31 protein-coding genes, 4 tRNA genes and 1 pseudogene are annotated in these 25,470 nt (G+C 35.0%); 8 read left to right on the top strand and 28 right to left on the bottom strand.

Annotated elements, in window-relative coordinates; all coding sequences use genetic code 11:
* Positions 1 to 76: 76 nt before the first annotated feature.
* The 13 genes from K7I92_RS06215 to K7I92_RS06155 all read right to left on the bottom strand — a co-directional run bounded on the left by K7I92_RS06215 (position 77) and on the right by K7I92_RS06155 (position 8,467).
* Positions 77 to 340, bottom strand: a complete 264-nt coding sequence (locus tag K7I92_RS06215) for a hypothetical protein (protein ID WP_220282460.1) — start codon at positions 338 to 340, stop codon at positions 77 to 79.
* Between the two features lie 99 nt (positions 341 to 439).
* Positions 440 to 805: a YjcQ family protein gene (locus K7I92_RS06210; protein WP_220282459.1), complete on the bottom strand. Its 366-nt coding sequence runs from the start codon at positions 803 to 805 to the stop codon at positions 440 to 442.
* A gap of 107 nt (positions 806 to 912) precedes the next feature.
* A complete protein-coding gene (locus K7I92_RS06205; RefSeq protein WP_220282458.1) occupies positions 913 to 1,110 on the bottom strand; it encodes a hypothetical protein in 198 nt (65 codons plus the stop codon).
* A complete protein-coding gene (locus K7I92_RS06200; protein ID WP_220282457.1) occupies positions 1,107 to 2,102 on the bottom strand; it encodes a hypothetical protein in 996 nt (331 codons plus the stop codon). Before K7I92_RS06200 ends, K7I92_RS06205 begins: the two co-directional genes overlap by 4 nt.
* Positions 2,086 to 2,802, bottom strand: coding sequence for a hypothetical protein (locus tag K7I92_RS06195; protein ID WP_220282456.1), 717 nt, complete (start codon positions 2,800 to 2,802; stop codon positions 2,086 to 2,088). The genes K7I92_RS06200 and K7I92_RS06195 overlap by 17 nt, the downstream gene beginning before the upstream one ends.
* 2 nt (positions 2,803 to 2,804) lie before the next feature.
* Entirely contained in the window at positions 2,805 to 2,969 is a 165-nt protein-coding gene (locus K7I92_RS06190; RefSeq protein WP_220282455.1) for a transposon-encoded TnpW family protein, read from the bottom strand.
* 123 nt (positions 2,970 to 3,092) lie between these two features.
* The gene (locus tag K7I92_RS06185; protein WP_220282454.1) at positions 3,093 to 3,494 is read right to left on the bottom strand and encodes a hypothetical protein; all 402 of its coding nucleotides are present in this window, start codon (positions 3,492 to 3,494) and stop codon (positions 3,093 to 3,095) included.
* 23 nt (positions 3,495 to 3,517) lie between these two features.
* Positions 3,518 to 3,970: a hypothetical protein gene (locus K7I92_RS06180; RefSeq protein ID WP_203245335.1), complete on the bottom strand. Its 453-nt coding sequence runs from the start codon at positions 3,968 to 3,970 to the stop codon at positions 3,518 to 3,520.
* A gap of 60 nt (positions 3,971 to 4,030) precedes the next feature.
* Positions 4,031 to 4,900, bottom strand: a complete 870-nt coding sequence (locus K7I92_RS06175) for a DUF2262 domain-containing protein (RefSeq protein ID WP_220282453.1) — start codon at positions 4,898 to 4,900, stop codon at positions 4,031 to 4,033.
* A gap of 75 nt (positions 4,901 to 4,975) precedes the next feature.
* Positions 4,976 to 5,494 (bottom strand): MobA/MobL family protein, encoded by a 519-nt coding sequence (locus K7I92_RS06170; RefSeq protein ID WP_220282452.1) that lies wholly within the window; start codon positions 5,492 to 5,494, stop codon positions 4,976 to 4,978.
* Positions 5,495 to 5,735: 241 nt separating this feature from the next.
* On the bottom strand, positions 5,736 to 6,056 hold the full coding sequence (locus K7I92_RS06165) for a DUF3847 domain-containing protein (RefSeq protein ID WP_220282451.1): 321 nt from the start codon (positions 6,054 to 6,056) through the stop codon (positions 5,736 to 5,738).
* A 157-nt stretch (positions 6,057 to 6,213) separates the two neighbouring features.
* A complete protein-coding gene (locus K7I92_RS06160; protein WP_220282450.1) occupies positions 6,214 to 6,681 on the bottom strand; it encodes a hypothetical protein in 468 nt (155 codons plus the stop codon).
* 115 nt (positions 6,682 to 6,796) lie between these two features.
* Entirely contained in the window at positions 6,797 to 8,467 is a 1,671-nt protein-coding gene (locus K7I92_RS06155) for a recombinase family protein (protein WP_220282449.1), read from the bottom strand.
* A gap of 83 nt (positions 8,468 to 8,550) precedes the next feature.
* On the opposite strand from K7I92_RS06155, the pseudogene K7I92_RS06150 reads away from it, so the two are divergent.
* Positions 8,551 to 8,799 (top strand): annotated as a pseudogene (locus K7I92_RS06150) (tyrosine-type recombinase/integrase); the annotation flags it as partial.
* A gap of 50 nt (positions 8,800 to 8,849) precedes the next feature.
* Here the strand turns inward: K7I92_RS06150 and K7I92_RS06145 are convergent.
* From K7I92_RS06145 to K7I92_RS06130, 4 genes are all read right to left on the bottom strand, one after another.
* Positions 8,850 to 8,929, bottom strand: a tRNA-Leu gene (locus K7I92_RS06145).
* Positions 8,930 to 9,006: 77 nt separating this feature from the next.
* Positions 9,007 to 9,426 (bottom strand): hypothetical protein, encoded by a 420-nt coding sequence (locus K7I92_RS06140; protein WP_220282447.1) that lies wholly within the window; start codon positions 9,424 to 9,426, stop codon positions 9,007 to 9,009.
* Between the two features lie 37 nt (positions 9,427 to 9,463).
* On the bottom strand, positions 9,464 to 9,928 hold the full coding sequence (locus K7I92_RS06135) for a hypothetical protein (protein WP_220282446.1): 465 nt from the start codon (positions 9,926 to 9,928) through the stop codon (positions 9,464 to 9,466).
* Positions 9,929 to 10,010: 82 nt separating this feature from the next.
* Positions 10,011 to 10,937: an FAD-dependent oxidoreductase gene (locus K7I92_RS06130; RefSeq protein WP_220282445.1), complete on the bottom strand. Its 927-nt coding sequence runs from the start codon at positions 10,935 to 10,937 to the stop codon at positions 10,011 to 10,013.
* A 92-nt stretch (positions 10,938 to 11,029) separates the two neighbouring features.
* Between K7I92_RS06130 and K7I92_RS06125 the strand changes: the two genes are divergently transcribed.
* Both K7I92_RS06125 and K7I92_RS06120 read left to right on the top strand, forming a co-directional pair.
* Positions 11,030 to 11,662: a hypothetical protein gene (locus tag K7I92_RS06125; RefSeq protein WP_220282444.1), complete on the top strand. Its 633-nt coding sequence runs from the start codon at positions 11,030 to 11,032 to the stop codon at positions 11,660 to 11,662.
* 16 nt (positions 11,663 to 11,678) lie between these two features.
* Positions 11,679 to 11,751: transfer RNA gene (locus K7I92_RS06120), tRNA-Val, on the top strand.
* A 24-nt stretch (positions 11,752 to 11,775) separates the two neighbouring features.
* On the opposite strand, the gene K7I92_RS06115 is transcribed toward K7I92_RS06120, so the two are convergent.
* Positions 11,776 to 12,885: a DHHA1 domain-containing protein gene (locus tag K7I92_RS06115; protein WP_220282443.1), complete on the bottom strand. Its 1,110-nt coding sequence runs from the start codon at positions 12,883 to 12,885 to the stop codon at positions 11,776 to 11,778.
* 128 nt (positions 12,886 to 13,013) lie between these two features.
* Between K7I92_RS06115 and K7I92_RS06110 the strand changes: the two genes are divergently transcribed.
* Together K7I92_RS06110 and pyrR are read left to right on the top strand one after the other, a co-directional pair.
* Positions 13,014 to 13,086, top strand: a tRNA-Thr gene (locus K7I92_RS06110).
* A gap of 632 nt (positions 13,087 to 13,718) precedes the next feature.
* Complete coding sequence (pyrR, locus tag K7I92_RS06105) at positions 13,719 to 14,261, top strand: bifunctional pyr operon transcriptional regulator/uracil phosphoribosyltransferase PyrR (RefSeq protein ID WP_203245323.1); 543 nt, start codon at positions 13,719 to 13,721, stop codon at positions 14,259 to 14,261.
* A 183-nt stretch (positions 14,262 to 14,444) separates the two neighbouring features.
* Here pyrR and K7I92_RS06100 read toward each other — a convergent pair whose 3' ends face one another.
* From K7I92_RS06100 to K7I92_RS06085, 4 genes are all read right to left on the bottom strand, one after another.
* Positions 14,445 to 14,900 carry a bacterioferritin gene (locus K7I92_RS06100; RefSeq protein ID WP_220282442.1) on the bottom strand — a complete coding sequence of 152 codons (456 nt, stop codon included), beginning with the start codon at positions 14,898 to 14,900 and terminating at the stop codon, positions 14,445 to 14,447.
* Positions 14,901 to 15,252: 352 nt separating this feature from the next.
* The gene (locus tag K7I92_RS06095) at positions 15,253 to 15,912 is read right to left on the bottom strand and encodes a hypothetical protein (protein WP_220282441.1); all 660 of its coding nucleotides are present in this window, start codon (positions 15,910 to 15,912) and stop codon (positions 15,253 to 15,255) included.
* A gap of 14 nt (positions 15,913 to 15,926) precedes the next feature.
* Positions 15,927 to 16,724, bottom strand: coding sequence for a toll/interleukin-1 receptor domain-containing protein (locus K7I92_RS06090; RefSeq protein ID WP_220282440.1), 798 nt, complete (start codon positions 16,722 to 16,724; stop codon positions 15,927 to 15,929).
* A gap of 240 nt (positions 16,725 to 16,964) precedes the next feature.
* Positions 16,965 to 17,037, bottom strand: a tRNA-Lys gene (locus tag K7I92_RS06085).
* Between the two features lie 338 nt (positions 17,038 to 17,375).
* On the opposite strand from K7I92_RS06085, the gene K7I92_RS06080 reads away from it, so the two are divergent.
* A complete protein-coding gene (locus K7I92_RS06080; protein ID WP_203245320.1) occupies positions 17,376 to 18,224 on the top strand; it encodes an aldo/keto reductase in 849 nt (282 codons plus the stop codon).
* A gap of 116 nt (positions 18,225 to 18,340) precedes the next feature.
* Here K7I92_RS06080 and K7I92_RS06075 read toward each other — a convergent pair whose 3' ends face one another.
* From K7I92_RS06075 to K7I92_RS06065, 3 genes are read right to left on the bottom strand one after another with little or no spacing between them, the layout of a single operon-like run.
* Complete coding sequence (locus tag K7I92_RS06075; protein ID WP_203245319.1) at positions 18,341 to 18,589, bottom strand: heavy-metal-associated domain-containing protein; 249 nt, start codon at positions 18,587 to 18,589, stop codon at positions 18,341 to 18,343.
* Positions 18,582 to 21,074 (bottom strand): heavy metal translocating P-type ATPase, encoded by a 2,493-nt coding sequence (locus tag K7I92_RS06070; protein WP_220282439.1) that lies wholly within the window; start codon positions 21,072 to 21,074, stop codon positions 18,582 to 18,584. Before K7I92_RS06070 ends, K7I92_RS06075 begins: the two co-directional genes overlap by 8 nt.
* An 8-nt stretch (positions 21,075 to 21,082) precedes the next feature.
* On the bottom strand, positions 21,083 to 21,376 hold the full coding sequence (locus K7I92_RS06065; RefSeq protein ID WP_220282438.1) for a metal-sensing transcriptional repressor: 294 nt from the start codon (positions 21,374 to 21,376) through the stop codon (positions 21,083 to 21,085).
* A gap of 98 nt (positions 21,377 to 21,474) precedes the next feature.
* Here K7I92_RS06065 and K7I92_RS06060 point away from each other — a divergent pair, with 98 nt between their 5' ends.
* The gene (locus K7I92_RS06060; protein WP_220282437.1) at positions 21,475 to 21,663 is read left to right on the top strand and encodes a hypothetical protein; all 189 of its coding nucleotides are present in this window, start codon (positions 21,475 to 21,477) and stop codon (positions 21,661 to 21,663) included.
* Positions 21,664 to 21,736: 73 nt separating this feature from the next.
* The gene (locus tag K7I92_RS06055) at positions 21,737 to 21,973 is read left to right on the top strand and encodes a hypothetical protein (protein WP_220282436.1); all 237 of its coding nucleotides are present in this window, start codon (positions 21,737 to 21,739) and stop codon (positions 21,971 to 21,973) included.
* Here the strand turns inward: K7I92_RS06055 and nrdD are convergent.
* The 3 genes from nrdD to K7I92_RS06040 all read right to left on the bottom strand — a co-directional run bounded on the left by nrdD (position 21,965) and on the right by K7I92_RS06040 (position 25,359).
* The gene (gene nrdD, locus K7I92_RS06050; RefSeq protein ID WP_220282435.1) at positions 21,965 to 23,491 is read right to left on the bottom strand and encodes an anaerobic ribonucleoside-triphosphate reductase; all 1,527 of its coding nucleotides are present in this window, start codon (positions 23,489 to 23,491) and stop codon (positions 21,965 to 21,967) included. The genes K7I92_RS06055 and nrdD overlap by 9 nt on opposite strands.
* Positions 23,478 to 24,581 (bottom strand): anaerobic ribonucleoside-triphosphate reductase activating protein, encoded by a 1,104-nt coding sequence (locus tag K7I92_RS06045; protein ID WP_203245314.1) that lies wholly within the window; start codon positions 24,579 to 24,581, stop codon positions 23,478 to 23,480. The genes nrdD and K7I92_RS06045 overlap by 14 nt, the downstream gene beginning before the upstream one ends.
* Positions 24,582 to 24,642: 61 nt before the next feature.
* On the bottom strand, positions 24,643 to 25,359 hold the full coding sequence (locus tag K7I92_RS06040; RefSeq protein ID WP_220282434.1) for a YaaA family protein: 717 nt from the start codon (positions 25,357 to 25,359) through the stop codon (positions 24,643 to 24,645).
* Between the last annotated feature and the right edge of the window lie 111 nt (positions 25,360 to 25,470).

Raw genomic sequence — 25,470 nt, 5'->3', positions numbered from 1 at the left:
TAAATGAAATTAATAAGAAGACCAAAAGTTAAAATATTATTACATTTTGAATAAAGAAAAAAGATGAAAAAAAGGCTTAAATAGAGCGTTTTTTCATCTTTATCTTTTTAAAACTGTCAAATTTAGGATTTTGTAATTCATCTACTTTACCGGCTTTTTCTTTGAGTGCTTCATAATCAGAAAATCGCTCATGCTCTTTACTAACTCTTCTTTGAACTATTTCATCTAGTTCTTTTTGCGTAAATGTGCGTGTTTCTATTTCCTGTGTTTCTTCTACGTCCACAGTAACGTTATCCTGTGTTTCGCCCACAGTAGCGTTGTTTTGAACATTATCGTCCATTCTTTCCTCCATCCTCGTTTTCAAGTACGAGTTACTTTATCCTCGTTTAAGGCACGAGTTGCCAATAAAAAACACGGCTTTAAGCTCCGTGTTTCATATTTAAAATATTTCAAGCAATGAAGCTAATTTGGAAATGATATCACCAGCAGTTTTCAACATCTCCGATATCTTTTTCATACTGCTGTTGTCTTTCAAATATCGAATTCCGTTTGCGGTGATTTCAAGTTCATTCATCGCAGACAAGATTATTTTGTCTCCACCCCACGCATTAACGAATGAAACATTTTTTATCAATCCTTCATCCTGTGCCATTTCAAGGATATCATAGAAATACTGGTCATTTTTCACATTCTTTCTGACCGCTTCTTGAAATGTGATTTCTTCAAAAATAATCTGACGCTTTTTACATGCGTATAAATAAACAAGCAATTTGTACAATATTACAAAGTAATCATCTTTTGCCATAGGTAATCTCCTTGCATCCTTATCTAGTTTTCAAAAATAGATAATAACCTTTTAATATCAGATGGCTTATGATTGTCCCATTCAGGTGCTTTATCAAGAGCACTCACTTATTCTTCGATAATTTCCCATTTTCCACCTTTGGAACTTCCGTCTAATGGTGCAGGATTTTCTTTAGAATACAAATAATCTTCACCGCTATCATCTATAACACGATACATATCGTCTTCTTCTGTAATTTCATAGACTGTATTGTCTGTTAGTCCATCTCCTTCAAAAAACGATTCACCTAAATATTTAGCTTTCATTTCTTTGTATTCTCCTTTCTCGATTTCATTTTAACACGATATTGTTTATTATCACTATTTTCATACCAATGAATATCATAGATATATTTTTCGCTGGTAATCTGCCCGACCTTTTTAGTCCAACTATCGACATTTCCACCATATTCTTTTGAAAGATACTTTGCTTGTCTAAGTTCTATATCCGTTCCTTTTCCAGCTATAGTTTTAACATGATTAATTTCCGAACCTGTAGGTATGAATAAACAATCACCATCAACTATAAAATCAAGTCTATTCTTTAAAATCGAAGTGGATTGTGCCGCATATAGTTCTCTTCTTCTTGCATTCCGTTCATCCTTGATACTCGCATATTGCATTCTTCTAATTGAATTCAGTTTATCCTTAACATTTCTGCCTTCTGCTTCATCGTATATCTTCTTAAACCTTTGCGGTTCATATCCTTCAACAGTACTTTTCCCATCAAACCGTATCGCAAACTCACAATCACAATTGGCATGAATATGCTCTGCATGGTCTCCTTTAAGAACAGCTTTAGAAGCCGGCATCCATCCTTGACTAGCCAATGTCATACAAAAAGGACATGTATCCCCTTTGGAAATCCACGCCCATTCTGCTTTATCTCTCTTAGCATTTTTTAACATTGTGTCCGATGATGCCGTCTTTACTAATCTTTGAACACTAGAAACCATATTCCCTGTGCCTTGTGTATTTAACAAAGCTCCGGCTACTTCTTTTCTATTAGCAATTCTTGCCGGTTCTGCTAAAGGAACATTAGCCCTTTGTGCTCTGGCTAAAGCGTCATACATCTGACAAGCCAATTCTGAACCAGCCCCACCATAGCGGTCTACCAAAGCATGAGCATAGGTAAGCAAAGCTTCTATATCTTCCATGCCATGCCGGTTGCAGTATTTTTGTAGTAGTTCTCCAGCTTTCTTGTTGATTGCGGATAGCTTACTAATATAGGCTTGCCAGTCTTTAGCGGGTATCTTCATTTAGTTCACCGCTGAATTCTTCCGTTAGTACTGTTGCCCCTCTGGCTCTTTGTTCCTGTGCGTTGATTCGTCTTATATCCGCTTGATCAAATCCAACCATTTCAAGAAATGTGTCTGTACTACCAAAGTTAGGGCGAACACTTGCAATCTTCACCGCCGCATCTGCTGTCATTGATATACTTGGCATAGCCGGATTTTTAAAGTGGGCAATTACATTCTTTTCTTCTTCTGTTAATTCATCCAAAGAAACTTGATTATTAATAGCTTGTGCCATTTGAATAATCTTTTGTAACGATACTGAATTACCTTGATTCAACTGTTCCGCCAATAATACAAGTGTTTGAGATTGTGCCAATATAGCGTCACTTGATGTTGGATTGGCATCGTTAATAACTCCTGTGTCTGTGACTGTTAGCCCTGTGGCGGCACTAAATTGTGTTGCTAACATTCTAAGCATTTGTACATGTGGCTCTAAGCTTCCTTGTGATAATTGCCTAAAAGTTGGATTTTTCCCCGTCTCCGGATTGGATGTACTAGTAATAATAGAGCCCACATATTGTTGAAATTTCTGATTAATAATGGCTTCGTATTGGTCATCTGTTACCCCTAATAAGTATTTTTGCGGACTTGTCGCAAACTCTAGCCCAATAGTGGCATTTGGGAAGATTTGCCAAGGACATAAACAAAATTTCTTTGACAAATTTATATCTTCTTCGTTTCTCTCTTGATTAGCTTTAGTATTTTGTCCTTGTATGTTTCACCTGTACCTTGTTTGAAATGTAGGTTTACAGTATATTCTGTCTTTCCAATATCCATAATTAACTGTTTATTAGGTGGTTCTTTTATTTCTCTTTTTTCTTCTTCCATATGTTCTCCTTTCCGCTTTCTTAGACAAAGAAAAAACAGTAAACCTTTGTTGTGATTTACTGTTTCGGAAGTTGCTATGTTATTTTTTTATTTAATTATTTCATCTTGACAAACCGGGATTTGTCAAGACAAAAAGTCTTGAGCTAATCTTCTTATTTCTTCTTCAATATCCTTATTATGAACAATGTCGTTTAAAATCTCAAAGTATACCTGCTGCTCTTGCTCTCCGTTTTTCACTCTGTTCAACATCCAAACAGTGTGCATAGTGGGACATCGTTTGACAGAAGAGATTAAGAGAGGTTCATATCCCTGCTTATAAAATTTTTCTACAAAATGGACAATCGAACCCGGTGTTCCAAAATCCGAAAGTGGGTGTCGCTCTATAAATTGTAATAGTGGTTCCACTGCTTCAATGCCAATACCACTTTCTTCAATTTCCTGTATACAATTATCCATAATTTCAATGAAATTATCTGTATCTATTTCGTTTTCCATTCTTTCAATTAAGCTATTTAGATTGCTCATCGTCATCCCTCACAACTTCTAATTTATACTACAAAATCCATATTTTTATATCTGGCTGTAACAAAAACTGAAAGGCGAATCTGTGGGATATTCCACTCACCAGATAAATAAATCACACATTCAATCTCATCTCCCTTAGAGTTTGTAGTTATAAATTCGTATCTCCCTATTTCCTCATTATTTGAAATGCGTTCAATATCCGCTATATATGTTTTATCAAAAAATGCATTAAATTCACGCCAAATAGTTTCTACATCTTCCAATGACAGCTCAACTTTTGAACGATATTCTATCCCTGTTTTACATCTCTTTTTCTTATCATTTTCATCAGGTTGGCAAACTTTTGTTATTCCACTATCATATGTCCAGTCTGCAATTTCTAACGCTCTAACTTTGGTTGATAAAGTTTCCTTAAATTCACTAATTGTTTGTAAAAAATATTTACATGCCACCTCAAAAATTTCTAAATCTTCCATATAACAATGTCCTTCATAACTCCTTATTTACATATCCCTATAAACCGGGAGTTGTACGGATTATCCCTCCATATCCGCCGATACAATTCCCTTTTTCAAACTGCCACGTACTGTAACACAATGTCCAAAAAACATATAGTCATCATCGAAATAGGCGGAAAAAGAACCTCCCGAGGTTATTGATATGCTCTCGAGCGTAATTCGCTCTGAAAAGCTCTGCTCCGTAATTTCTGGAATCGGCTCATCTGCCGAATCACGCCATTCACATGCAAGAGTAGTGAGCTTATTTGCCGCAAATCGGCGCATTTCTTTATCCCATTTTTCCTGTTCTGATAACAAATTCTTCATGGCGTTTCTTGCCTTTGTCCAGTTGCTCTTATTATCCTTGTTTACTTCGAGTAAAATCTCTATCCTTTCACCCTGCCATGAAACATTACCCTCAAACCAACTAAATTCTTTATTCAGAGTCAGCTCTCCTAAAATTTTATCTTGCAAAATAATCGGCTTGTTGTATTCCGTGAGAATTTCTTCCAGTGGCATACAAGATACACTTTCTTCAAGAATTTCTGTTACAAGCAGTCGATTCCTTGCAGACTTGGTAATGCCCTCAGGAACATCTTCCTGCTTTTTCATCCGTACCTTTAAGCGATAAATCGTTTCATTCTTAAATCGATCGAGAATACGATTTTTTTCATATTCCTCATCGCTAACAGGATAGACCAGCCATCCCTCATCCTTGTATAATTCCCTTGTTTTGCAATCTACATAAGCTAGAAAATCAACTTGGGCTTCCCAAAAGCCGTTTCTCTTGCCTGCTCCTCTCGTCTTCTGTATCAAAGCAAGAACTTCAATCTCCTCTTTCTCAAAGGTATCTTCCCATTCTTGCCTTGTCATTTCGTCTCTCTTTCGTATATATTCAATTAAAGTCATTTGGTATACCCCTTTTATAAATACTAATTTGTTTTACTTAACATTTACAATATTATACCATATTTAAGCCAAGTTTTATAGGTCTAACTCGTTCCTCTTTACCTGTATTAGTCCTCTGTTTTCTTGCAGTAATTTATCTATACAGGTCTTAACTTTTTCTGCCTGTTTAACTTCTTCTCGTATCCTTAATATTTGATTATAAAGGCTATTTTTTCCTTTCTTCAAAGTGGCAACTTCTGATTTCCATTTGGATATATTTAAGGTCTTGTTTTCTCCTAAATGTTCTTTCAGATATTTTTTCGCACTCTCAAATAAAATAATCTCTGCGGTATGCTCATTATAAAAATCTTCCTGTTTGCTTTTTTCTATTTTTTCCACACTGTTCCATAAGGCAGAACGGTTTGTAAATTCCTGTAGTGCATTTTGTGGTAATAGAATTTCTGTATGGACTATTCCGCCTTTTCTTGTAAAGTCATGGACTATTCCGTCATATTCGTTTTTTATCTTTTCACCACTACGATAGGCGGAAGCTGCTACTGCACTTTTTCCTTTGCCTCTTGAGATAATCTTTATGCAAAGATGATATATCGCCATAGATAAAAACCTCCTTTCGTTTTTTTGATACTTTAATGTGGCGATAGGTAAGACTTCCTAAAAAAAGTCGGATAGTTTTTTATCCGATTTCTTTTGGAAAGTACACAAGGGGTAGGAAATTTATTTCCGTAGGGGAGTGTAGCTCCCCTGTATCAGCGTTAGCTGATATGCTCTCTGCAAGAGCCTTCGAAGAACGCACACACCCTTTAGGGTGTATAAGTGCGCCCTTGTAAACAAGGGACTATTCCTCTGTTTCCATTTCTTTCTCTTGATTTTCTGTATTTTGATTTTGATTTTCTTTTCGCTTCTCTATGACTTTTAGGATTTTTTGATTGATTGCTTCTTTGATATTCAGGAATGTAATGAGCTGATAAAATTCATCTTTAGTAAAGTCCTTGCTTTCTGTAAAGATACTTTCAAAGACTGCTCCTTTTTCATAAAGGCGTCTATCTCTCTTTTTTCTCTCTTCCTGTTTTTGCTGACTGATGAGCTTTTTTCTTTTGTTTTGTAACTGCTTGATTTCTTCTTCTGCCATTAAGATTTTTTCATCTATATTTTTCATTTTCTTTGTCCTTTCTTCTAAAATCTGAGTAACAAAAAAACAGTAAACCATTTTTGATTTACTGCTTCATAAGTTGCTATATTATTACTTGTATTTAATTGTTTCATTTCGACAAACTGAAAATTTTCTCTAAATTTCTACAATTTAGCAATATACTTCAATTAAATTCCTTCTTGCAACATAACAAACTTTCTATCATAACCAAAAGCAAATTTTCTGGATTTATTTCAAATCCATTAGCTGTAATCCTATTATTAAAATATTCAACTGATTTATCGTGATTAAGAAATTTATTGATACAGAGATACTGTTCAACCTCATCAAGTACAAAAGCACTTTCTTTCAAAGACAAATCGCTAAAACCATTTGCATAATGAACACTTTTCATGATTGGTTTTAGCTTTGTTTTAGGATATTCTTCCTTGAGCATATTTCTTAATAAAATCACAAGACGATTAAATGTTTGACAATTCAAATCCTCTACGCTAATATTTTTAATAATATTTTCATTGCGTAAATGTTCAATTAGTTGAATCAAACATTGTTTTAAATCAGTAACGATATTTTCACTCATTAAAGGCATTTCTCCCTTTCCTCGACTTTCAACTGTGAAATCAAATTCCACACCAAAATTGACTACCAGTATATCATTTCCTTAAACTTATTTATAACTCTATTTATTTAAGATAGAAATCAAAGCAAATTTATCTTTCTAAATATTTAGTAATATTATACCATTTTTAAGCCATTTTTTCTATATCAGCTTTCTGTGGCACTTGGCAGTTTCCTATAAAATTAAAATACACATCGACTTGTTGTTTTCTGTTTTTGCCTTGTCTTTCCCCAGTGGCTTCATGGACTACAACTTTTTCTATATACTCATTTATCATTGGTACTGTCAATTCCTCAATATCGGTATACTTTTCTATCATTTTTAGGAATTTATCGGTGTCAACTTTTCTCTGATGGTAGCTTTCTATTTCATTTTCAAAATACTGTATTTGCTTTTCTAAGTCTTGTTGCTCCGTATCATAGATATTAAACAATCTGTCAAAGTGTTTTACAGGTATTTTTCCAAGAGCATGGTCTTCGTATAGCTTTGTAATGAGGGTTGTTAGTTCTTCATTTCTTGATGACAGTTTTTCTAATTTCTCTTTATCTTCTTGATACTTTTCTTCTCGTTTTTCATCGGATAGCTTGTTCATCACTTTTAGAAATTCTTGCTTTTCTTCTTTTGCAAAATCTGTGATTTCTTTGATTGATTTTAAGAGTATTTCATTCACTGTCTTTACTTTGATATAGTGCATACTGCAACTGCCTTTTCTGTGTCTGTAATGTTGACATACAAAAGAGTAATCACTATCATATTTCTTTTCTTTATGTTCTGCCGGCTCTCTGTAACTTAATTTTCCTCCACAATCTGCACAGATTAAAAGTCCTGTAAATGGGTGTGAGGTTGTCCCGTACTTTGGACTTCTTCTTACTGTCTTTCTTAGCCTTTGAGCATTATTCCATGTTTCTTCGTCAATGATAGCTTCATGGGTATTTTGGAAGATAATGAGTTCATCTTCTTTTGCCTTTCTTCGTTTCTTGGTTTTGTAATCGACACATATTGTTTTCCCAAGTACGGTGTGTCCCATATATTCTCTTTTTTCTAAGATATAGCCTACTGTAGTCGGTGTCCAAAAATAGGGGTCTTCTATTCCTCTTTTCTTGGAGCTATGGTTATTTTCGGGGTAATGTATTTCTGCATAGGCTGATGGGATAAGGATTTTATCTTTTGTTAGTATATCTGCTATCTGTGTTACCCCATATCCCTCTATAACAAGCCTGTAAATGCGTTTTACGACCTTTGCACTCTCTTTATCGACAAGTAGCTCCTGTTTGTTCTTTGGGTTTCTATAATAGCCGTATGGAACGCTTGGCGATACTCTTTTCCCCTCTTCCATTCTTGCTCTGAAGATAGATTGTATTTTTCTTGAGGTATCTCTTGCATACCATTCGTTCATAATGTTTAGAAATGGGGTAAAGTCGCTTTCTGCTTGTTTCTCACTGTCTATTCCGTTGTTGATGGCGATAAATCTTACTCCCTTTTCTTTGAACAGTATTTCGGTGTAAAACCCTACTTTGAGGTAATCTCTGCCAAACCTACTCATATCTTTTACTATCACAGTAGATACTTTGTTTTCTTCTACTGCTTTTATCATCTTTTGAAATCCCTCTCTATCAAAGGTTGTTCCGCTTACTCCATCATCGGTATAGTGATAGATATTTACAAAGCCGTTTCTTTTCGCATAACTTTCAAGTAGTTGTTTTTGATTGGTGATAGAATTGCTTTCTCCTTGCATTTCATCATCTCTGCTTAAACGCTCATAAAGGGCTGTTTGTCCTGTTCTTTTCGTATTTGACATGAGAATTACCTCCTTTCCAAGTTTCTTATTATTTTCTCTGTCCCTATGAGGTTAATCCTTTAGCGACAGTTCGAACCTATCCTTCAATGATAGAAAGTGTTTTTAAAAAAGCTATTTCTGAATCAGGTGTTCAAAAAATACGTGTACACGATTTACGACATAGTCACGCCACTTGGCTAATTAGCGAAGGAATTAATATTGTGGCTGTCTCAAAAAGATTAGGACATGCAACAATAGAACAAACTTTAAAAACTTATACTCACTTGTCAAGAAATTCAGAAGAACAATTAATCAAAAAAATTAATGAATATAATAATGAATATAAGAATTAATCCGTCCATAGAATATAAAAGCCCCATTTTACTGGGGTTTTTATATTAAATGCGGATAACAGGGGTCGAACCTGCACTCCGAGGAACTAGATTCTAAGTCTAGCGCGTCTTCCAATTCCGCCATATCCGCGTGCCTACTATTTTAACGAATTTCTATTCATCTGTAAAGTTAAAAAGACTGCCATTTTTAAAAATGGCAACCCTTTTCTACTTACCGGTGAGTTTAAATTGCTCTTTGTCTTTATCAAAGCTCAACTTATATTCTTTTCCACTTTCTACTTGAATTTCAACTTTCGTTGGTCCCCAAGTCCTACTAACCTTTTTGTACAATACACCAGGTCTTATGTAAGTATAGCTAACCTCTAGAGTGACGTTCCCTGGTGCTGCATAAATTATGTATTTTGTGCCTTCAGCAAAAAACGCCGCTTCGCCACTAATAACTTGTGCATGAAAATCCTTTTGTATAAAAATACCATTCTCTGAAGCAAGCTCGATTTTTGCAAAATCCGAATGCGTTGCCAACCAATTTTCTCTTGAATTCTGATTGACTTTCATGGAGATGAAGCTAATAACAGCCCCTAAAACCAAAGTGCCTCCTACGATTAGTGCAATGATGTGCGGTTCCATTTTTTACTCTCCTTTCTTTTTATGATACCTATCAAAACTACATTTTTTCTTTTTCATCTGTGAGTTGAATAGCCTTACTTTTTTCACCAATGATGCCTAAATCTTCTAATAGTTCATGAAATCGCCGATACCCTAGCATAGATAAATCAAAATAATCTTTTTCTCCATTTATAGCAGTAACATATAGAGTGAATGTTTGATAATCAGCCGATTTTGATTGAATAGAAACTTCATCAAGATTATAATGATAAGCTTTTTTTCCATCATAGACTGAAAAATCGTTATCGTGAACAACAACCTTAATTCGACTTTCCTTATAAATTATTGTTAAAGCAAGCAATAAAGTAATGCCGGACGCAATAAACCCAGCCTTTGAACCACCAAAATACCCCACAAATAAAAAAACAAAAACGACCGCAAACACCATAATGATTAAATTAAGCATTACAGCCATAAGATTTCTTTTATATACTTTTTCCATCCAAACCTCTTCTTTTTTCATTATAATATATCCTCTATTTGCTTTGCAATTTTTTACAGTGTAAATTCTTTAATAAATTATTGAATTCATAAAACAAAAGGGCTTAATGCCCTTGACTTAAATATTCAAACACCTCTTCACTACAAGCTTTTCCATCTTTTATTGCGTTGCCAATCATAGCTGGACCATACAAAGCATCTCCACAAACAAAGACCCCTTCTAAATTGGTCTTATGTTCTGATTTTGATAAAGTCTTTAACCCCTCATCCAAAACAGAGAAGTCAACCTTTTGACCAACAGCCGCAACCACCAAATCTGCTGGAATGAAATGTTTCGAACCTTCTTGCACATGCACAGAAGCTCGACCGCTTTCATCTTTTTCGCCAAGAACCATCGTGTCCGCTTGAACACCTGTCACAGACCCCTTCACATCCCGAACAATATCCGCAATATTTTCAAGGTAATGGAAAACAACACCTTCTTTTACAGCGTCCTTTACTTCTCCTTTACTAGCAGGTATTTCGTCTTGTGAACGACGGTACAAAAGTTGCACATCCGGCAAAATTCTTTTCAAGCTTCGGCAACAATCCATCGCCACATTGCCACCACCCCAAACAATTGCACTTTGGTACTTTTCTTGGTAATCCTTTTCTTGATGCAAAATATTTAGGTTATATAACAAAGTCAACCCTGCTTCGTAGCCATTCCCTGCTTCAAAGCCTGCTAAATTTTCAATCTGAGCACCAATCGCTACAACCACCACATCATTTTCTTCACGAAGCTTCGCAAAAGGAATATCTTTTCCTACTTCGACATTATAGTAAAACTGAGTTCCCTTCTCTTTTAATTCTTTTTCAACTCTATCTATAAAAGCTAAGCTAAAACGCCAAGATGGAATACCTGTGTAAGCAGCTCCTCCTGAACGATTATTTTTATCATAAATGGATATTTGATAATCCCCTTTATTTAATAAAGCCTGTGCTCCAAGTAAAGCAGAAGGTCCCGCTCCGATATACGCTATTTTTTTCATCACTTTTCTCCTTGCGGTCTAATTCTTGATGAAATGGATGAAAATGTCAATTTTAGTGCTACTTCTGCTAAAATAAAGCAAGGGAGAATATCATGAAGAAAATTGTTAAAATCTTGTTTGTTTTAGTCGTTTCAATTAGTCTTTTTGCTTGCAATAATGGTTCATCCGAAAAGAAAGAAGTACAAGCGATTACGGAAAAATTTCTACAATCCTTTGATAAGGGAGATTATGATAACTGCAAAAAGTTCATGACAAAAGAAGCTAGTAAGATGATTGATACAATCAATCAAGCTTTAAATACAGATGGCTTAGGTGGCAATATTTTTACTTTCACTATAGAACAAAAAACGCAATTGAAAACAATTTTCCATCAATTGTTAGATAAAATGATAAAGTTTTATCAAATAGGTGAAATCAAAAAAGAGGGTGATGTTTATGTAATAGACGTTACTTTTGAAGGCGTTAAAGAATTGGATACTGTTTTAGAGGTATTCCAAAAGAAATTTAATTCCCAAAGAAATAATTTCATTAAGACTTGGACAGAGAAAGGCGAGAATGAGGCCAAGAAGATGATGGCTTCTATACTTATTAAAGACTTACAAGAAACCGTTGATACATTGGAAACTTATGCTACTTTCTCTAACTTTTCAATGAAACTTTCAGTTGAAAAAGTTGACAACAAATGGCTGATTTGTGAATTTTCAAATAAAGAAAACAAGAAGTGATTTACAACTTCTTAATGAGTGATTAGCTCAGCTGGGAGAGCACTTCCTTGACGTGGAAGGGGTCATGGGTTCAAGTCCCTTATCGCTCACTAACATACATAAGAAAAGGAAGTTCAACCTAGAACTTCCTTTAATTTATCGATAACTGATTCAATCGCTTCTTCACATTGGAAACTGACCAGTTTCAATGATCCACCACCACGAATCATCATACTTTCCTGGATGCTCCTTAAATAAACTCTCGCGGATCCATTGCTTGACCCCAAAGCCACATGAACTTGATTATTCACCTTTGATACAAAAGCTATTTCACGATTATCAGTCAATAAAGGATTTAAGAAAGAAGCTAACTCTTTACTTGTAAAGCCGTCTATTTCAATCACTTTTTCATTCGTCTTTTTTACTTTTTCTAATTCAAAAGCTAAGACTTTTTCTTTCCAAGTTTGTTCGCTCTTATTCTTTTCTTTTAAGTCATTTTGTAACTTTTCAATACGGTCTTTTAGTTCATTTTCTTTCACGCCGGCTTGCCTACTAGCTTCCATTAGATATTGATGTTCCAACTGAAAACGTTGCTTCGTTGCCGGTCCAACTGTACATAGAACTCTTGTACCACGGGAGGTTTTCTCCGCTCCTAAAACCACTGCCGAACCTATTTCACCAGTATGATTGACATGAAGAGTGCCACATGGTTGCTCGTCATAATCCCCTATTTTAACAACACGAACAAGATTTAAATGTTGGTAATGAGAATCTGGATAATCCTTTCCTGGCACATAAGAAAATTCAACTGGAATATCATCCCAAATCACTTCATCCATATACGCTTGAATATTCTTTAATTCTTCTTCATCCACCGTTTCATTGACTTCATACCATTGATTCATAGCTTGTACACCAATCGCAATGATATATTTACCTTCTTTTCGGCGATAATAGCCATCCATCGCATGAAATAAAGTTTGGACGCTTGTATTCATATAGCGTGTTTCACGATCTACCTTCATTTCAATCGGATTACTTAAAGTACCATCCACCTTATGCCAAAGAACTTCGTTTTCATCGTATTTTAAATCTGTCACAGTCAAGCCATTGATAGTACCAACATCTGCCAACATACCACCTTTATTACCATAAAAAATAGTATCTTCAAACTGGTAATAGCCTTCTTTTTCTTTTTTGATAGTCGTTTTTATCTCTAATTGTTCAAAATGGTCATTACTCATAACGAAATCCTCCCTTTCGATAGCTTTATTGTATCATTAGCTATTAATTAATTCTCTACACTGTATTCCTTCAAAATGTTTTGTAATGATTGAAATCTTTTTTGTTTTTCAGTATCATTACTAAGTACGCCGATATAGCTCAGTCGGTAGAGCAACTCATTCGTAATGAGTAGGTCGTTGGTTCGATTCCGATTATCGGCATATCTTTCTATTTCGCTAACATCTGTTAGTGTTCGAAAAACCAGTTAAATACTGGTTTTTTAATTATATATATTTTTTTTGGAATGACGCTGAAATACACGGATAAACAATAGAAAATATTCATAAAATACTGAGAAGAATGACATTTTAAGCTTTTTCTTTAATAACTTTAAAGTATATTATGTTGATGAAAAAAAGATTAAAAGTCTACCAGCTAATGAAAGTAGGCTTTTTGACAAAGACCTAAATAGACTGGGAGTAAAAAGATTTTTTATTTATCATTCAACTACACAGATAATTTCCCCATCCTCAAAGTGGGCTATTTTACTAAAGAATACACATCATATCCTTTTCACGAATGGTATTTTCACCACCTGGAAAGACCTTTTCAATTCCAATACCCAAACTAACAATCTCTGCCTTAGACTATTCACAAATAGCTATTACCCCGATGTGGCTTACCCTGTTGCTAGAAAATCATCTACTTTTAAAATATTTTCAGGGAATATTTTTCCATCCGCTAAGATACAGTTTTCTAATAACTTCATACTACTACATAAGCTTTCTTTTTTTCAGCGAAATCTTTTTCTAAATTAAGTCATTTTCAGATAAAATAGAAATGTGAGGTAATCATGGGTAAAATTATACAAATTATGGATGAAAACCAAATGGATCGCTCTTTAAGTCGTTTAGCACATGAAATCATCGAAAAGAATGATGGTTTAGAGAATATTGCTCTATTAGGAATTAAAAGAAGGGGCGTTCCTTTGGCTAAACGTTTGGCAAAAAAACTTAAGAAATTTGTTGATGTGAATGTACCTGTAGGAGAAATTGACATTACTTTATATCGTGATGATTTGAGTGAAATCAAAAATGGTCCTCGAACAAAATCTTGTCAAATCCCTGTTTCTTTAAAAAACCATACCATTATCCTTGTGGATGATGTTTTATACACCGGAAGAACAGTGCGAGCCGCAATTGATGCTATCTTTGATGTAGGAAGACCGATTTCCATTCAATTAGCTATTCTAATTGATCGTGGGCATCGAGAGTTACCAATCCGACCGGATTATATTGGCAAAAATATCCCGACTTCTAAAAAAGAAATCGTTCATGTTGAATTAAAGGAAATTGATGATAATAATCAAGTTTATGTACAAAAGGAATTGAATTAACCAATTCCTTTTGTGATAGAATTCTATTTTCTGTTCTCTTGTAAGTTTTTCCATAACAAAAAATGAACCTCCTTTATTGGTTTGTCCAACTTTTGGGGTTCACTTTACTGATTGATTGACTGTTTTTGAATTGCTATGTTATAGCTTTGTATTTAGTTGTAATTTCTAACTGTTAGTACACTTTTACAGCTGTTGAACAAGCCAATTTTCTTTTCCAATCATTTCAATCAACTCTAACTGCTCTTCAGCCCAGTATGCATCTTCTTCTTCGTCCTGATAATACTTTTTCAAAATATCATATGTTGTGTAATCTCCTCTTGCTTCCTCAGTCAAAGATGCAAGCCAAGCAAGTCCATCCTTAGAAACTTGCAAATCATATTTAATCCATTCAATTGGATTTTTGTAAACTACTGCTTCTTGCTTTGCTTCAAGTTTTACATCTCCACCTAAATCTATAAGTCTATCTATGCACTGCTGAACATATCCTCGCTCTTCTACTGCATGCTCTGCATATTTATCTGCCAATTTGCTAAAACCCTGACTCGCAAAAACTCTTGCCTGGATTATATGTCCATCTGCCTGTTGGGATAAATTTGTAATTATCACTTGAAGACCTTTCATAACATTTTCATTGTTCATATGCTTTACCTCCATCTATTTTTATGTCATCATATTATACCTTTTTTACAGCATTCTCAATCACTTTGCTTAGACTTTTTACCGTTTTTAAACATTTTTCTTCATCATTTTTTTCTCCTTTTTCATCAAAAAAGACGGAATTTTATCCGTCTTATATATTCTTTATTGTTTATCTCTTTTTCTCTTTTTCCTATGGTGGTACTTTCCATAAGATTCCTTTATCTCTCATAGACTCTCCTTTCTTGGGGGCGTTTCACTCCCAGACCTCTCAAATATAAAAAAGACGGAAAAGTCCGCCTTCAAGAAGTAAAAATTCTTTCACTATTTTAGTTGTAAAAAAAGGAACTAGCAACTAATCTTCTCCAACTCTAAATGAGCCATCATTTGTATATAATACCCAACAACCATCAAAATCTGAATCCCCATAAGTGATGTTAGATAAATTATGACTTTGTTTTACCCAAGCTTCGTATTTATCGAAAACTTGATCATAGGTTAAGCACATTCTTTTATTACAGCTTCCATCAGCCCCTAATTTATATTTACAAGCCTTTGGTTTTGTTGCGCTATTGGATGGCTTGGTTGTGCTACCGGAGCTACCTTTAGCACTACTCGTCTTTCCCTTTGAGGAAGTCTTCTTACTAGAGCTTGAATTAGAAGTAGACTTCTTCGTTTGAACATTGGATTTAGAACTTTTCACTTTAGCTGCTGTGCTATTGTTCTTCTTAGTTGAAGTTGAAGTGGATACTTTAGAGACTTCCTCTTTTTTCGTGGAAACTTCCTTTTGAGCCGGAGCTGTTTCCTTAGCTTCCACTTTCTTTTCTTCTTGTTTCACTTCTTCCTTTACTTCCTTTTTCGTTATTTCCGGTTGTGGTTTTGAATTTGAAGTGGTGATGGTTTCCTTTTGTCCTGATTTCTTTTCAGCAACAGTTGCACTTTGTTTCGGACCGCAACCATTCAGTAACATGACCGCCACTAAAGCACTCATTCCTAACGCATTTATCTTTTTCATATTGACCTCTCCTTTTAATGATTTTTTAATAATTCCTCTAATTGATAATTCAAAAATTCTTCAACCTTTGATTCATCGGTGTAATCCAAATACCTTTTGTTAGCTAATCCTATGAATATTTCTCCCAAATCAACATCATCTAATTTAATAATAATGACTCTATCTCCATTATAGATAAGTTTTCTATACAATGTTGAAAGTTCTTCTTTTGCATACCTTGATTGCAGGGTGTTTTTACTAACGAAAGCTAAAAACAGTTGACTATCTCTTAAACCTTCATTGATTTTTGCGTTAATATCATCTCCATACTCTATATCGTTTTTATCAATCCAAACAGGAAAACCCAATTTTTGACACCGATTTTCAAAGTCATAAACAATATCCTTATCCTTATATGAATAAGAAATGAATATTTTTTTATACGAAATAAGATTTTTATAGCCCCTTTTCTCTAATACCGATTCTGGATAATATAAACACATCATATTCAAAATACTAGAAATTCTCTCTTTTGTCTCCTTATACATGAATGTAGATGTATCCCATTTTCTATCTCTGAATGATTCCTCTAGTATTTTATCGTACGAAGAATTTTTATCTTCTTGCAGACAGTTTTTGGTTGCCATTTTCTTGATTTTTATCAGTGTTTCCGTTGGAGCTATGATGCATAATCTGATAGACAAATCATAAACTATATTATTGACCGCCACCATCAACATTCCATCTATCGGAATTAAGTTATTGACTTCATAAATAAAATCAACATACTTATCACGTTTTCCATAAGGAATTTCAACAATATATTCTTCCATTCCCCTATCCCCTTTAAAAACCAATCTATGTACCTTCAGCATATCATTATATTGGGCTATATACTCACAATCTTCACAAATAATTTCTATTTCTTAGTGGTATGAGAACTATATTCTTCAATGTATTTGACTAATATATCCACCTATTTTGGCTCATCGTCGCAAATTACGTATCTCATGCCATTATCACACCTCATTCAATATAAATAAAAAACACAACCTAACGATTGTGCTAGTAAGTGGTTCCTGTCGGGCTCGAACCGACGACCCACTGATTAAGAGTCAGTTGCTCTGCCAACTGAGCTAAGGAACCATCTGTGGATTGCTTGATTATTATAAAACAACCCACAACCTATTTGCAAGCAAAACTTCATATTTTAAAGCATGAATTTTCATCCTTTTTTTCAAACTTTGGCCAATCAACTTTTGCTAGCTCCTGCCAATTATTCTCTTTTGAAAATAATTCGTACAATTCGAAGGTGGATAACTTGTCTAATTGAATGCGACTGTTGTCTTGAAATATAGATTTGACTACCATAAAACGTCCTCTCTTTCTGTCTTTATCCTATCGCTCAAGCATGATAACAGGCGGTAAATATTTTCCTTTTACTTGAAACGGTTTTCAACTAAAAACAAGGCTATAATAGAGACATGAAAACCGCATTCCGAATCACAAATTTACATAATGGAATTATTATTCCATACCCTGGTTACCGCATTGACCATACAAGAGCAAATTCCATTTATAAGGATGTTTTAAAGGCTCTTACCTTCGGTTTCCGTCATCTTGATTTACCATCAGATTCGACGTATTTTCCCCTCATTCAAAAGGCGATTGAAGAAAGCCATGTTCATCGTGATGATTTATTCTTAACCGCCAAACTTGGCAATCATGACCATGGCACTAATGGTGTAAAACGTTATTTTGGTCATTTATTAAAGATTTTTAAAACCGACTACATTGATTTGTTCTTAATCAACTGGCCGAATCCTTTGGAATTTAGAAAAAACCATTTGTATACTGAAAAGGAAACTTGGTTTGCTTTGGAAGATTTATACCGAAGTGGAAAGGTGCATGCGATTGGTATTGGTAATTGCCAAGCCCATCACATTGAAGAATACTTAGAGTTTTCAAATATTGCCCCAATGGTCAACCAGGCTCGCTTTTATCCAGGCTTTCCTTTTGAGAATAACTTGGATTGTGCAAAACTTCATGGCATTCAAACCATTGGCTTTCTACCGCCTAACCATGAAGCTATCCTAAAAGCAAAGGAAATTCAGATATTCGCGAATAAATATCATGTGTCTACTCGGATGATTTGTGCCCGTTATTTATTGGATAAGGATGTACTTCCACTTGTTCAAAGCAATGATTTGAATGAAATGGAAGATTATTCTCAGTTACATTCTTTTCAATTAGCGAAAGAAGATATTAAATTTCTGGATGGAATTCAAAATTATGGTCCTGCTAACATTAATCCGGATACCTGTGATTTTTAAAGGACTAGAAGCTGTACCGACCTCCCTATCGTTAGATTTTGGTCTAACTTTTGGGGGACACATCAAAGCTTCTCGCCTTTTTAATTTCCAAATAAAAAGATGGCTATCACCACCTTCTAAAAGAACCAAAGTTTTTTCTTTTCATACACCTTTGTTGAAATACCCTTGAACTCATAGCCCGAATCTTCAATTGCCTTTTGAATTAACTTTGGATCCAACGCTTCTTCTGAGACAAAACAAGCTTCTTTCTTTTTTCGGCTTGCTTTAACCTTTGAAACAGATCCTAAACGACGAAGTGCATCTTGAATATGGCTTTCACACATCGAACAAGCCATTCCCTCTATTTGAATGGTTGTCTTAAACATTTTCCACTCCTTTGAACTCATACTCCTTTTCTTCAATTACCTTTTGAAAGGCTTCACTCGGAACATCCTTTGACAAAGATACCTCTGCAATTCCTTTTTCATGAAATACAACAGCTCTTTCTACTCCATCAATTTTTTCCAAGGCTTTCTTAATGCTCATTTCACAATGTTCACACATCATACCTTCTACTTTTACAATCTTTTTCATTTTACTTTCCTTCTTTCTTTTCCATTCCATCCATTGAACCTCTACTCTTTTCTTATTCTTCGGCTGACGGGTAATCCTAACATAATTTAATCTTAAGGCATTTAATACCACAGTTACAGAGCTTAATGCCATAGCTGCTGCAGCCCACATTGGTTCAATCGCAACTCCGGGAATAAATCCTGTTGCGGATGGTACTAACACCAAATTATATATAAAAGCCCAAAATAAATTTTCATGGATGATTTGGACTGTCTTTTCACTTAAATAAATAGCTTGTACCACTTCTGATAAATGCGATTGGCTTAACACAATATCCGCCGCATCTATCGCTACATCCGTACCGGCTCCAATTGCTAAGCCTAAATTTGCGTCCGTTAAAGCTGGCGCATCGTTAATACCATCACCAACCATCGCCACTTTCCCAAACCGCTTTAGCCAAGAAATAACTTGTTCTTTTTCATCTGGTAAAACGCCTGAAATTACATGTTGAACACCGGCTTGCTTACCAATTGCTTGTGCGGTAGCTTCTTGATCGCCTGTAATCATCACCACTTCACGACCGGATTGTTGTAGGATTTTAATAGCCTGCTTAGAATCTTCTTTGATTGGATCAGCCACAATAATAGATCCTAGATACATTCCATTTTGTATGAACAATAATGGCGTTCTACCCATCTTAGCTTGTACTTCCAAAACTTCTTTTTGTGTTTCACTCAATGAAGTCAAAGAAGAAATATAACTATAAGAACCACCCACAATCTCTTTGCCCTTCACATAAGCTTTTAAGCCATGCCCAACGACGGTTTTAAATTGTTCCACCTCTTGTAAATTTATCTTTTTTTCACGTGCTTTTTCGACAATGGCTTTCGCAAAAGGATGTTCACTTTTTGCTTCTAAGGCGTACGCAAGTGACCATAATTCAGAGTTTTCTTCAAAGACCTCTACCACTTGTGGCTGTCCTTTAGTGATTGTTCCTGTCTTATCCAAAGCAATAATATCCATCTTACTCATTTCTTCCAAAGATTCAGAAGTTTTAAACAATAAGCCATTTTGGAAACCAACACCACTACCCACCATAATCGCTACTGGCGTTGCTAGACCAAGGGCACATGGACAAGCAATCACCATGACCGATACGGCATGTTGCATGGATAAGCTAACATCCTTAGTCCAAATGAACCAAATAAAGAACACGAGAAGTGAAATTACTAAGATGGTTGGTACAAAGATAGAGGAAATCTTATCCGCAATTTTAGCAATTGGAGCTTTTGTCATGGAAGCTTCTTTCACCAGTTGAATAATTTGCGCCAAACTAGTATCCTTACCCACTTGTGTGGCTCGAATGACCATGTATCCAGTTCGATTGATGGTTGCGGATTTGACAACATCCCCTTCCTTTTTATCTACCGGTAAGCTTTCACCCGTTAAAGCACTCTCGTCCACCGTTGCTTGTCCCTGTAAAACAATACCATCTACAGCAATCTTTTCACCGGCCTTCACTAAGATACAATCATTGACCTTTACTTCTTCAATGGAAACCATTTTTTCTTCCCCATTCATAAACAAACGAGCTTCATTTGGACTTAGTTGAATGAGAGATTTTAAAGCGTTGGTTGTTTTTCCTTTGGAATAAGCTTCTAATGTTTTCCCTAAGACAATAAAAACCAAAATCATCGCAGCTGATTCAAAATAATATTGATGATGCGCTAAAGTCATTTGTTCCAATGTCGGTGTGACTGTCATGCGAAATAAAATACCAATCGACCAAAGGTATGAAATCCCCGAGCCTAGGGTAACTAAGGTATCCATATTTGGTGTTAAATGAATCAGTGATTTCCATCCTGATACGAAGAAAGAACGATTAATCACCATTACCACAAGTGCCAAAATGGCTTGCACCAAACCCAAAGCCATATAGTTTTCATTGAAAAAAGAAGGTAGAGGCCAATGAAACATCATATAGCCCATACTGAAATACATTAAAACTAAAATGACCCCTAACGATAGTACAAAGCGTTTCATTAACTTAGGCGTTTCTTCTTCCGATAGTTCATTCCCCTTTGTTTTAACATCTGTATGACTATTTGAAATAGCTTGATAGCCAGCTTTTTCCACTGCTTTTTCAATATCTTGATGCGAAACATTTCCTTCAACCACCATAGAATTAGTCAATAAAGAAACCGAACAAGATTGAACACCCGGAACTTTTTTAACAGCTTTTTCAACCGTTGCTTGACAAGCTGCACAACTCATCCCTTTTACTTGATAATTTTCCATACAACCTCCTACTTCATTAACTTTTGAATCATCTTCACAAGTTCTTGAATACTTTCTTCATTTCCTTCACGAAGATCTTCCACTACACAAGTTTGAATATGACTTGCCATTAGTTCTTTAGAAAAGCTATTTAAGGCTGATGAAACAGCGGATACTTGCATAACAATATTAGGGCAATATTGATCCTCATCCACCATCTTCTCAATACCTCTAATTTGTCCTTCAATTCGATGCAAGCGCGTGAATAAAGCTTTCTTTTCTGCTTCACTTCTTTGTTTATATTCGTGTGCGTAATATTCCATATATGATCCTTCTATAGATATTACTATATACCCATAGGGGTATATGTCAAACAAAGTGATTAGCTGTCTTTCTTTTTGTTTTCTAGTATAATCATGGCATGAAAAAGTATTCTATTATGACTTTTAACTTATTATCTGATGTTGTTTATCCATTTGGCTCTAAACGCTTTTCTCGTCGTTTACCAGCTATTTTAGCCTGTTTAGACGAATATAAACCCGATATTCTTTGCGTGCAGGAATACACAAGAACCATGCGTCAATCTCTAAAACCACTAGAAAAGGATTGAAAGCGTTCGATATGAACAACTTCATATTCTTTTATCCCTTCTTCCTAAAGGACCAACTATTCTATGTGGAGACATGAATACTACCTTATCCGGAAAAACACTTTCTTACTTGGAATCTACTTGGATACGCCCACAAGCTCTAGGTAGTACCTTACGAGGGAAGTTTGGTTCTGCCCGTTATAAGCAAGAAGCTGTTGATCAAATTTTACTTCGTCAATTAAAATTTCTTGATATTAAGAAAATAAAAAAGGATTATGTGGGGCAAGAGCCTTCCGATCATTGTCCTTTATTCGCTCATTTTTCACTTTAAATGGAAGCCAAGAAGACGTAGATGATAGGTTTTTTGAATTTTTGATAGATAATGCAAAATATCCTTATCACTCATTTCTTCTGGTAAATCGATGGATTGTAGCTTCCCAAGACCATCCAAACTTTGTGTTTTTTCTTGTAAAGCAAAACCTTTCATAACATCTATTTCTTTTTCAGGAATAAATTCCATGTAGATGCCTTCTTTTTCAAGGACTTCTTTTTCTTCCTGCAATAGCTCTATTAAATCCGTTGCTTGTTCAAGCGACACATTCTTCCAACAAATTTTCGCAATTTTTTTATCAGGTAAACCATAGGCTTTACTATATGGATACAGACCATTTTCAGTCAATTTATCAAGAATAATTTGTTGGGTTAATAAAGCTTTATGAGCTAAGGTCAATTTTTCTTTCCAAGTTTCCTTGTCAAATGAAATACTCACTTTGCCGCTAATCATTTGGCTATCCACATCTTGAGGCATTGTTCGCCAAAATAAACATTGGTCTTTCTTTAATAAATCAAGCACCTTCTCTTCCAAATAATTGACTGTCATCCATGGATACGCAAATGGTTTTCCTTCGCCATCACCTTCTAATAAAACTTCATAGAAAGCTTGACGGATTTTCCCCGCTTCTTTTTCTAAATCTCCATAAACAAATGTCATTTTCTTACCAGCGATAAACACTTCTTGATGAATAAATTTTTCGGGAATACGACCATCAAAGGCAAAATGGCTAAAAGGAGCTTTTCCGCCCCAACGAGAAGGAACATTTAAACCATATACCAGGGTTTGAATCGATTGTTTAATTTCAGCATAGCTTAATTCATCTTGACGCACAAAAGGAGCTAGTAAGGTATCTATGTGTTCAAAACCTTGTACACTCACCCATTCATTTTGGATAATGCCGATAAAGTTGGTGATATGTGAACAAGCGGTGCTTAAATGTTTAGCTGGTAAAGTACCTACCTTTCCTTGCACTGGCAAAATTCCTTTTTTTAATAGTAAATTCAAATCCCAAATACAAGCGTAAGGAGCCATCATCTCCATACCACCGATTTCTAATGTGCCTTTATGAACCGCCTCTCGAATACTACGGTCGTAAATATCCTCTAACCAATATAGTTCGGTTAAGGAAGCTGAGTTATTTAAGATTAAACCACCAATGGTATTTTCTTGATTCCCCTCTAAATAGCGTTCAATATCTTTTAAATACTGATGGTTCGCCTCTTCAATTTCACGCAAGCGTTCATGTTCACGGCGATATAAAATATAGGCTTTCGCCACTTCGGAATAACCACATTCCGCTAACACATGTTCCACACTGTCTTGAATATCTTCAACACTAATCACATCGTCCGCAATTTTATCTTCAAAATCAGCCACTGCTCGTATCGCAATTAAATCCAATACCGAAGAAGGAACCCTTTTTTTCGAGCCATGAAAAGCTTTTTTAATGGCAACTTTGATTTTATCTACCTCAAACTCGGTTAAGCTATTATCTCTTTTTCTAACTTTCCACATGACTTATCTTCTCCCATTCTTCTTCACTCCACTCCACTAAGTCTTTTTGAATCACTTGATTGCTTTGTCTAAATGGATACAACTTCCAATGCTTATCGCCTTCTAATTCTTTATACATTTGTTTTACATCTTTTTTACCATGGAAAGCTTTCACTAAAGTGGTATGGATTTCATAGGGAATTCCCGAACATTGTACCAATTTCAAGCTTTCTTTCATGCGCCGGATAGGAACATCCCTTGCCAACAAACCAACAGTTTCCGGTATTTTCCGACTTGCATTTTTCCAATCGAGTTGGATGTAATCCACTAGTTTTCTTTGTATAAGACTTTCTAACACATAGGGAAAAGTACCATTGGTTTCTAATTTAACCGATAAGCCTAACTTTTTAATTTCTACTAAGAAAGGAATAAGGGCTTCTTGTTGACAAGGTTCTCCACCACTGATACAAACTGCTTCCAAAAAAATTGTTCTGGATTTTAAATCTTCTAAAACTTCTGTAACATCTAATAAATTCGCTTCTTGGGGCAAGAAAACCAAATCTTTTTGATTACAAAAAGGACACTTTAAATTACAACCGGATAGATAAATAGTGGCGCTTACTTTATCGGGATAATTTCCTAAATCTAAATTTTTATATTTACCAATGCGTAAGGATTGGAAATCTTTATCTTCCTCTTTATCATTCGCTTCTGAATTCTTCATCACAATCGTCAGCTCTTCTAAAAAATGTGAAAAATCAACGTCTTTAGCAAGACTTTGTCCATATTCTTGACGATAATGATAGATAGAGCTAATGATATCTGATGCTTTGGAAGTGGTGTAAAGATGTTTTACACGACGGTCTTGTTCATCAATTTTTACTTTTAAATAGCCATTATCTAATAAGTTTTGTACAACCTTTGAGGTTGTTCCTTTATCCACAACCGACCTTTGGGTTAATTCTTGCATGGTAATACCAGCGTGTTCATTGACCATAAGTAAAGGAAGTACTTGACCCCAACCCAAATTATATTGGGATAGACTATGGTCAAAGTACTTTTTAGTGTTTCGATAAAGCAACGACAAAGCTAATAAATAGTTATCTTCCATCACATTTATTTTAATCAAAAATAGTTAAATTTCCTAGGAAATTAAGCTGCAACTTACAATATCATGCGTATAAATAAACAATGTGTTCTTCATCTGATAAATCTTCTCGATACCAATAGTGGTCAAAGCTGTTTCTTAATTTATTGACTTCTTCGATTTTTCTTTCTGTCATGGAATAAATCAAGTCGCCTCTTCCTATCTTCGCAAGTGTTCCTTTGGTTTTAAGTTTTCCTTTTTCTAAATGACCAAAGAGGATATGGGTTACTTTCCCATCATAGTCTTTTAAAAGGGTATCGCTGTATTCTTTTGAAGCTACATTAATAATTTCTTCCTGTTGAAAGTACTCTTTTAATTTATTTTTCCAATAGGAATAAAGACTTCCGCTTGGCAGAAAAGCTTGCATCTCCAGACGATAGGAAACCACCGCATCCATTGGTTTTAAAACACCATACATAGCGGATAGTATGCACAAATGTTCTTCTAAATAATCCAATTCCTTTTGTCCTAAAGCATTCGCTGATAAATGTTGGAAAGCTAAGCCTTGATAAGCAAAAAGAGCTGGTGTTTTACCGGACATCGATTTAGTTTCTAAAAGCATTTGATTGGTTCTTTGGAATAAAGCATCCGATACATTCCAAATCTTTTTTCTTTCTTTATCGGAATATGATTTCATCGCTTCTAATAATTCATTCGCTTCTTTTAAGAAGAAAGGATTTTGGGTAGTAAGAAAATCTTCATCCATCTTCATTTTCTTGCTTGGAGAAAAAATAATTTTCATATTCTTATTGTACTGGAAAATAGTTGAATTAAAAACGCAACTGCCTAACTAAAAAGCAGTCCATTCATTTGAATTTACTGCTGACCATTCTATTCCCATCAAAACAATTCA

The sequence above is a fragment of the Bulleidia sp. zg-1013 genome (genome assembly GCF_019798045.1).
In the GTDB taxonomy this organism is placed as follows: Bacteria; Bacillota_I; Bacilli_A; order Erysipelotrichales; family Erysipelotrichaceae; genus Bulleidia.
Note: the sequence above shows the minus strand (reverse complement) of the source record. Positions and strands in the feature narration are given on the sequence as shown.

Coding starts and splice junctions, on each gene's coding strand:
- K7I92_RS06070 (WP_220282439.1), bottom strand. CDS start 21,074: ATGGAAAATTATCAAGTAAAAGGGATGAGTTGTGCAGCTTGTCAAGCA.
- K7I92_RS06095 (WP_220282441.1), bottom strand. CDS start 15,912: ATGAAAAAGATAAATGCGTTAGGAATGAGTGCTTTAGTGGCGGTCATG.
- K7I92_RS06080 (WP_203245320.1), top strand. CDS start 17,376: ATGAAAACCGCATTCCGAATCACAAATTTACATAATGGAATTATTATT.
- K7I92_RS06205 (WP_220282458.1), bottom strand. CDS start 1,110: ATGAAAGCTAAATATTTAGGTGAATCGTTTTTTGAAGGAGATGGACTA.
- K7I92_RS06175 (WP_220282453.1), bottom strand. CDS start 4,900: ATGACTTTAATTGAATATATACGAAAGAGAGACGAAATGACAAGGCAA.
- K7I92_RS06040 (WP_220282434.1), bottom strand. CDS start 25,359: ATGAAAATTATTTTTTCTCCAAGCAAGAAAATGAAGATGGATGAAGAT.
- K7I92_RS06045 (WP_203245314.1), bottom strand. CDS start 24,581: ATGGAAGATAACTATTTATTAGCTTTGTCGTTGCTTTATCGAAACACT.
- K7I92_RS06090 (WP_220282440.1), bottom strand. CDS start 16,724: ATGGAAGAATATATTGTTGAAATTCCTTATGGAAAACGTGATAAGTAT.
- K7I92_RS06215 (WP_220282460.1), bottom strand. CDS start 340: ATGGACGATAATGTTCAAAACAACGCTACTGTGGGCGAAACACAGGAT.
- K7I92_RS06155 (WP_220282449.1), bottom strand. CDS start 8,467: ATGTCAAATACGAAAAGAACAGGACAAACAGCCCTTTATGAGCGTTTA.
- K7I92_RS06140 (WP_220282447.1), bottom strand. CDS start 9,426: ATGGAACCGCACATCATTGCACTAATCGTAGGAGGCACTTTGGTTTTA.
- K7I92_RS06135 (WP_220282446.1), bottom strand. CDS start 9,928: ATGAAAAAAGAAGAGGTTTGGATGGAAAAAGTATATAAAAGAAATCTT.
- K7I92_RS06190 (WP_220282455.1), bottom strand. CDS start 2,969: ATGGAAGAAGAAAAAAGAGAAATAAAAGAACCACCTAATAAACAGTTA.
- K7I92_RS06065 (WP_220282438.1), bottom strand. CDS start 21,376: ATGGAATATTACGCACACGAATATAAACAAAGAAGTGAAGCAGAAAAG.
- K7I92_RS06180 (WP_203245335.1), bottom strand. CDS start 3,970: ATGGAAGATTTAGAAATTTTTGAGGTGGCATGTAAATATTTTTTACAA.
- K7I92_RS06130 (WP_220282445.1), bottom strand. CDS start 10,937: ATGAAAAAAATAGCGTATATCGGAGCGGGACCTTCTGCTTTACTTGGA.
- K7I92_RS06100 (WP_220282442.1), bottom strand. CDS start 14,900: ATGAACAATGAAAATGTTATGAAAGGTCTTCAAGTGATAATTACAAAT.
- K7I92_RS06115 (WP_220282443.1), bottom strand. CDS start 12,885: ATGAGTAATGACCATTTTGAACAATTAGAGATAAAAACGACTATCAAA.
- pyrR (WP_203245323.1), top strand. CDS start 13,719: ATGGGTAAAATTATACAAATTATGGATGAAAACCAAATGGATCGCTCT.
- K7I92_RS06075 (WP_203245319.1), bottom strand. CDS start 18,589: ATGTTTAAGACAACCATTCAAATAGAGGGAATGGCTTGTTCGATGTGT.
- K7I92_RS06200 (WP_220282457.1), bottom strand. CDS start 2,102: ATGAAGATACCCGCTAAAGACTGGCAAGCCTATATTAGTAAGCTATCC.
- K7I92_RS06170 (WP_220282452.1), bottom strand. CDS start 5,494: ATGGCGATATATCATCTTTGCATAAAGATTATCTCAAGAGGCAAAGGA.
- K7I92_RS06165 (WP_220282451.1), bottom strand. CDS start 6,056: ATGAAAAATATAGATGAAAAAATCTTAATGGCAGAAGAAGAAATCAAG.
- K7I92_RS06210 (WP_220282459.1), bottom strand. CDS start 805: ATGGCAAAAGATGATTACTTTGTAATATTGTACAAATTGCTTGTTTAT.
- K7I92_RS06055 (WP_220282436.1), top strand. CDS start 21,737: ATGAATACTACCTTATCCGGAAAAACACTTTCTTACTTGGAATCTACT.
- nrdD (WP_220282435.1), bottom strand. CDS start 23,491: ATGTGGAAAGTTAGAAAAAGAGATAATAGCTTAACCGAGTTTGAGGTA.
- K7I92_RS06125 (WP_220282444.1), top strand. CDS start 11,030: ATGAAGAAAATTGTTAAAATCTTGTTTGTTTTAGTCGTTTCAATTAGT.
- K7I92_RS06060 (WP_220282437.1), top strand. CDS start 21,475: ATGAAAAAGTATTCTATTATGACTTTTAACTTATTATCTGATGTTGTT.
- K7I92_RS06185 (WP_220282454.1), bottom strand. CDS start 3,494: ATGAGCAATCTAAATAGCTTAATTGAAAGAATGGAAAACGAAATAGAT.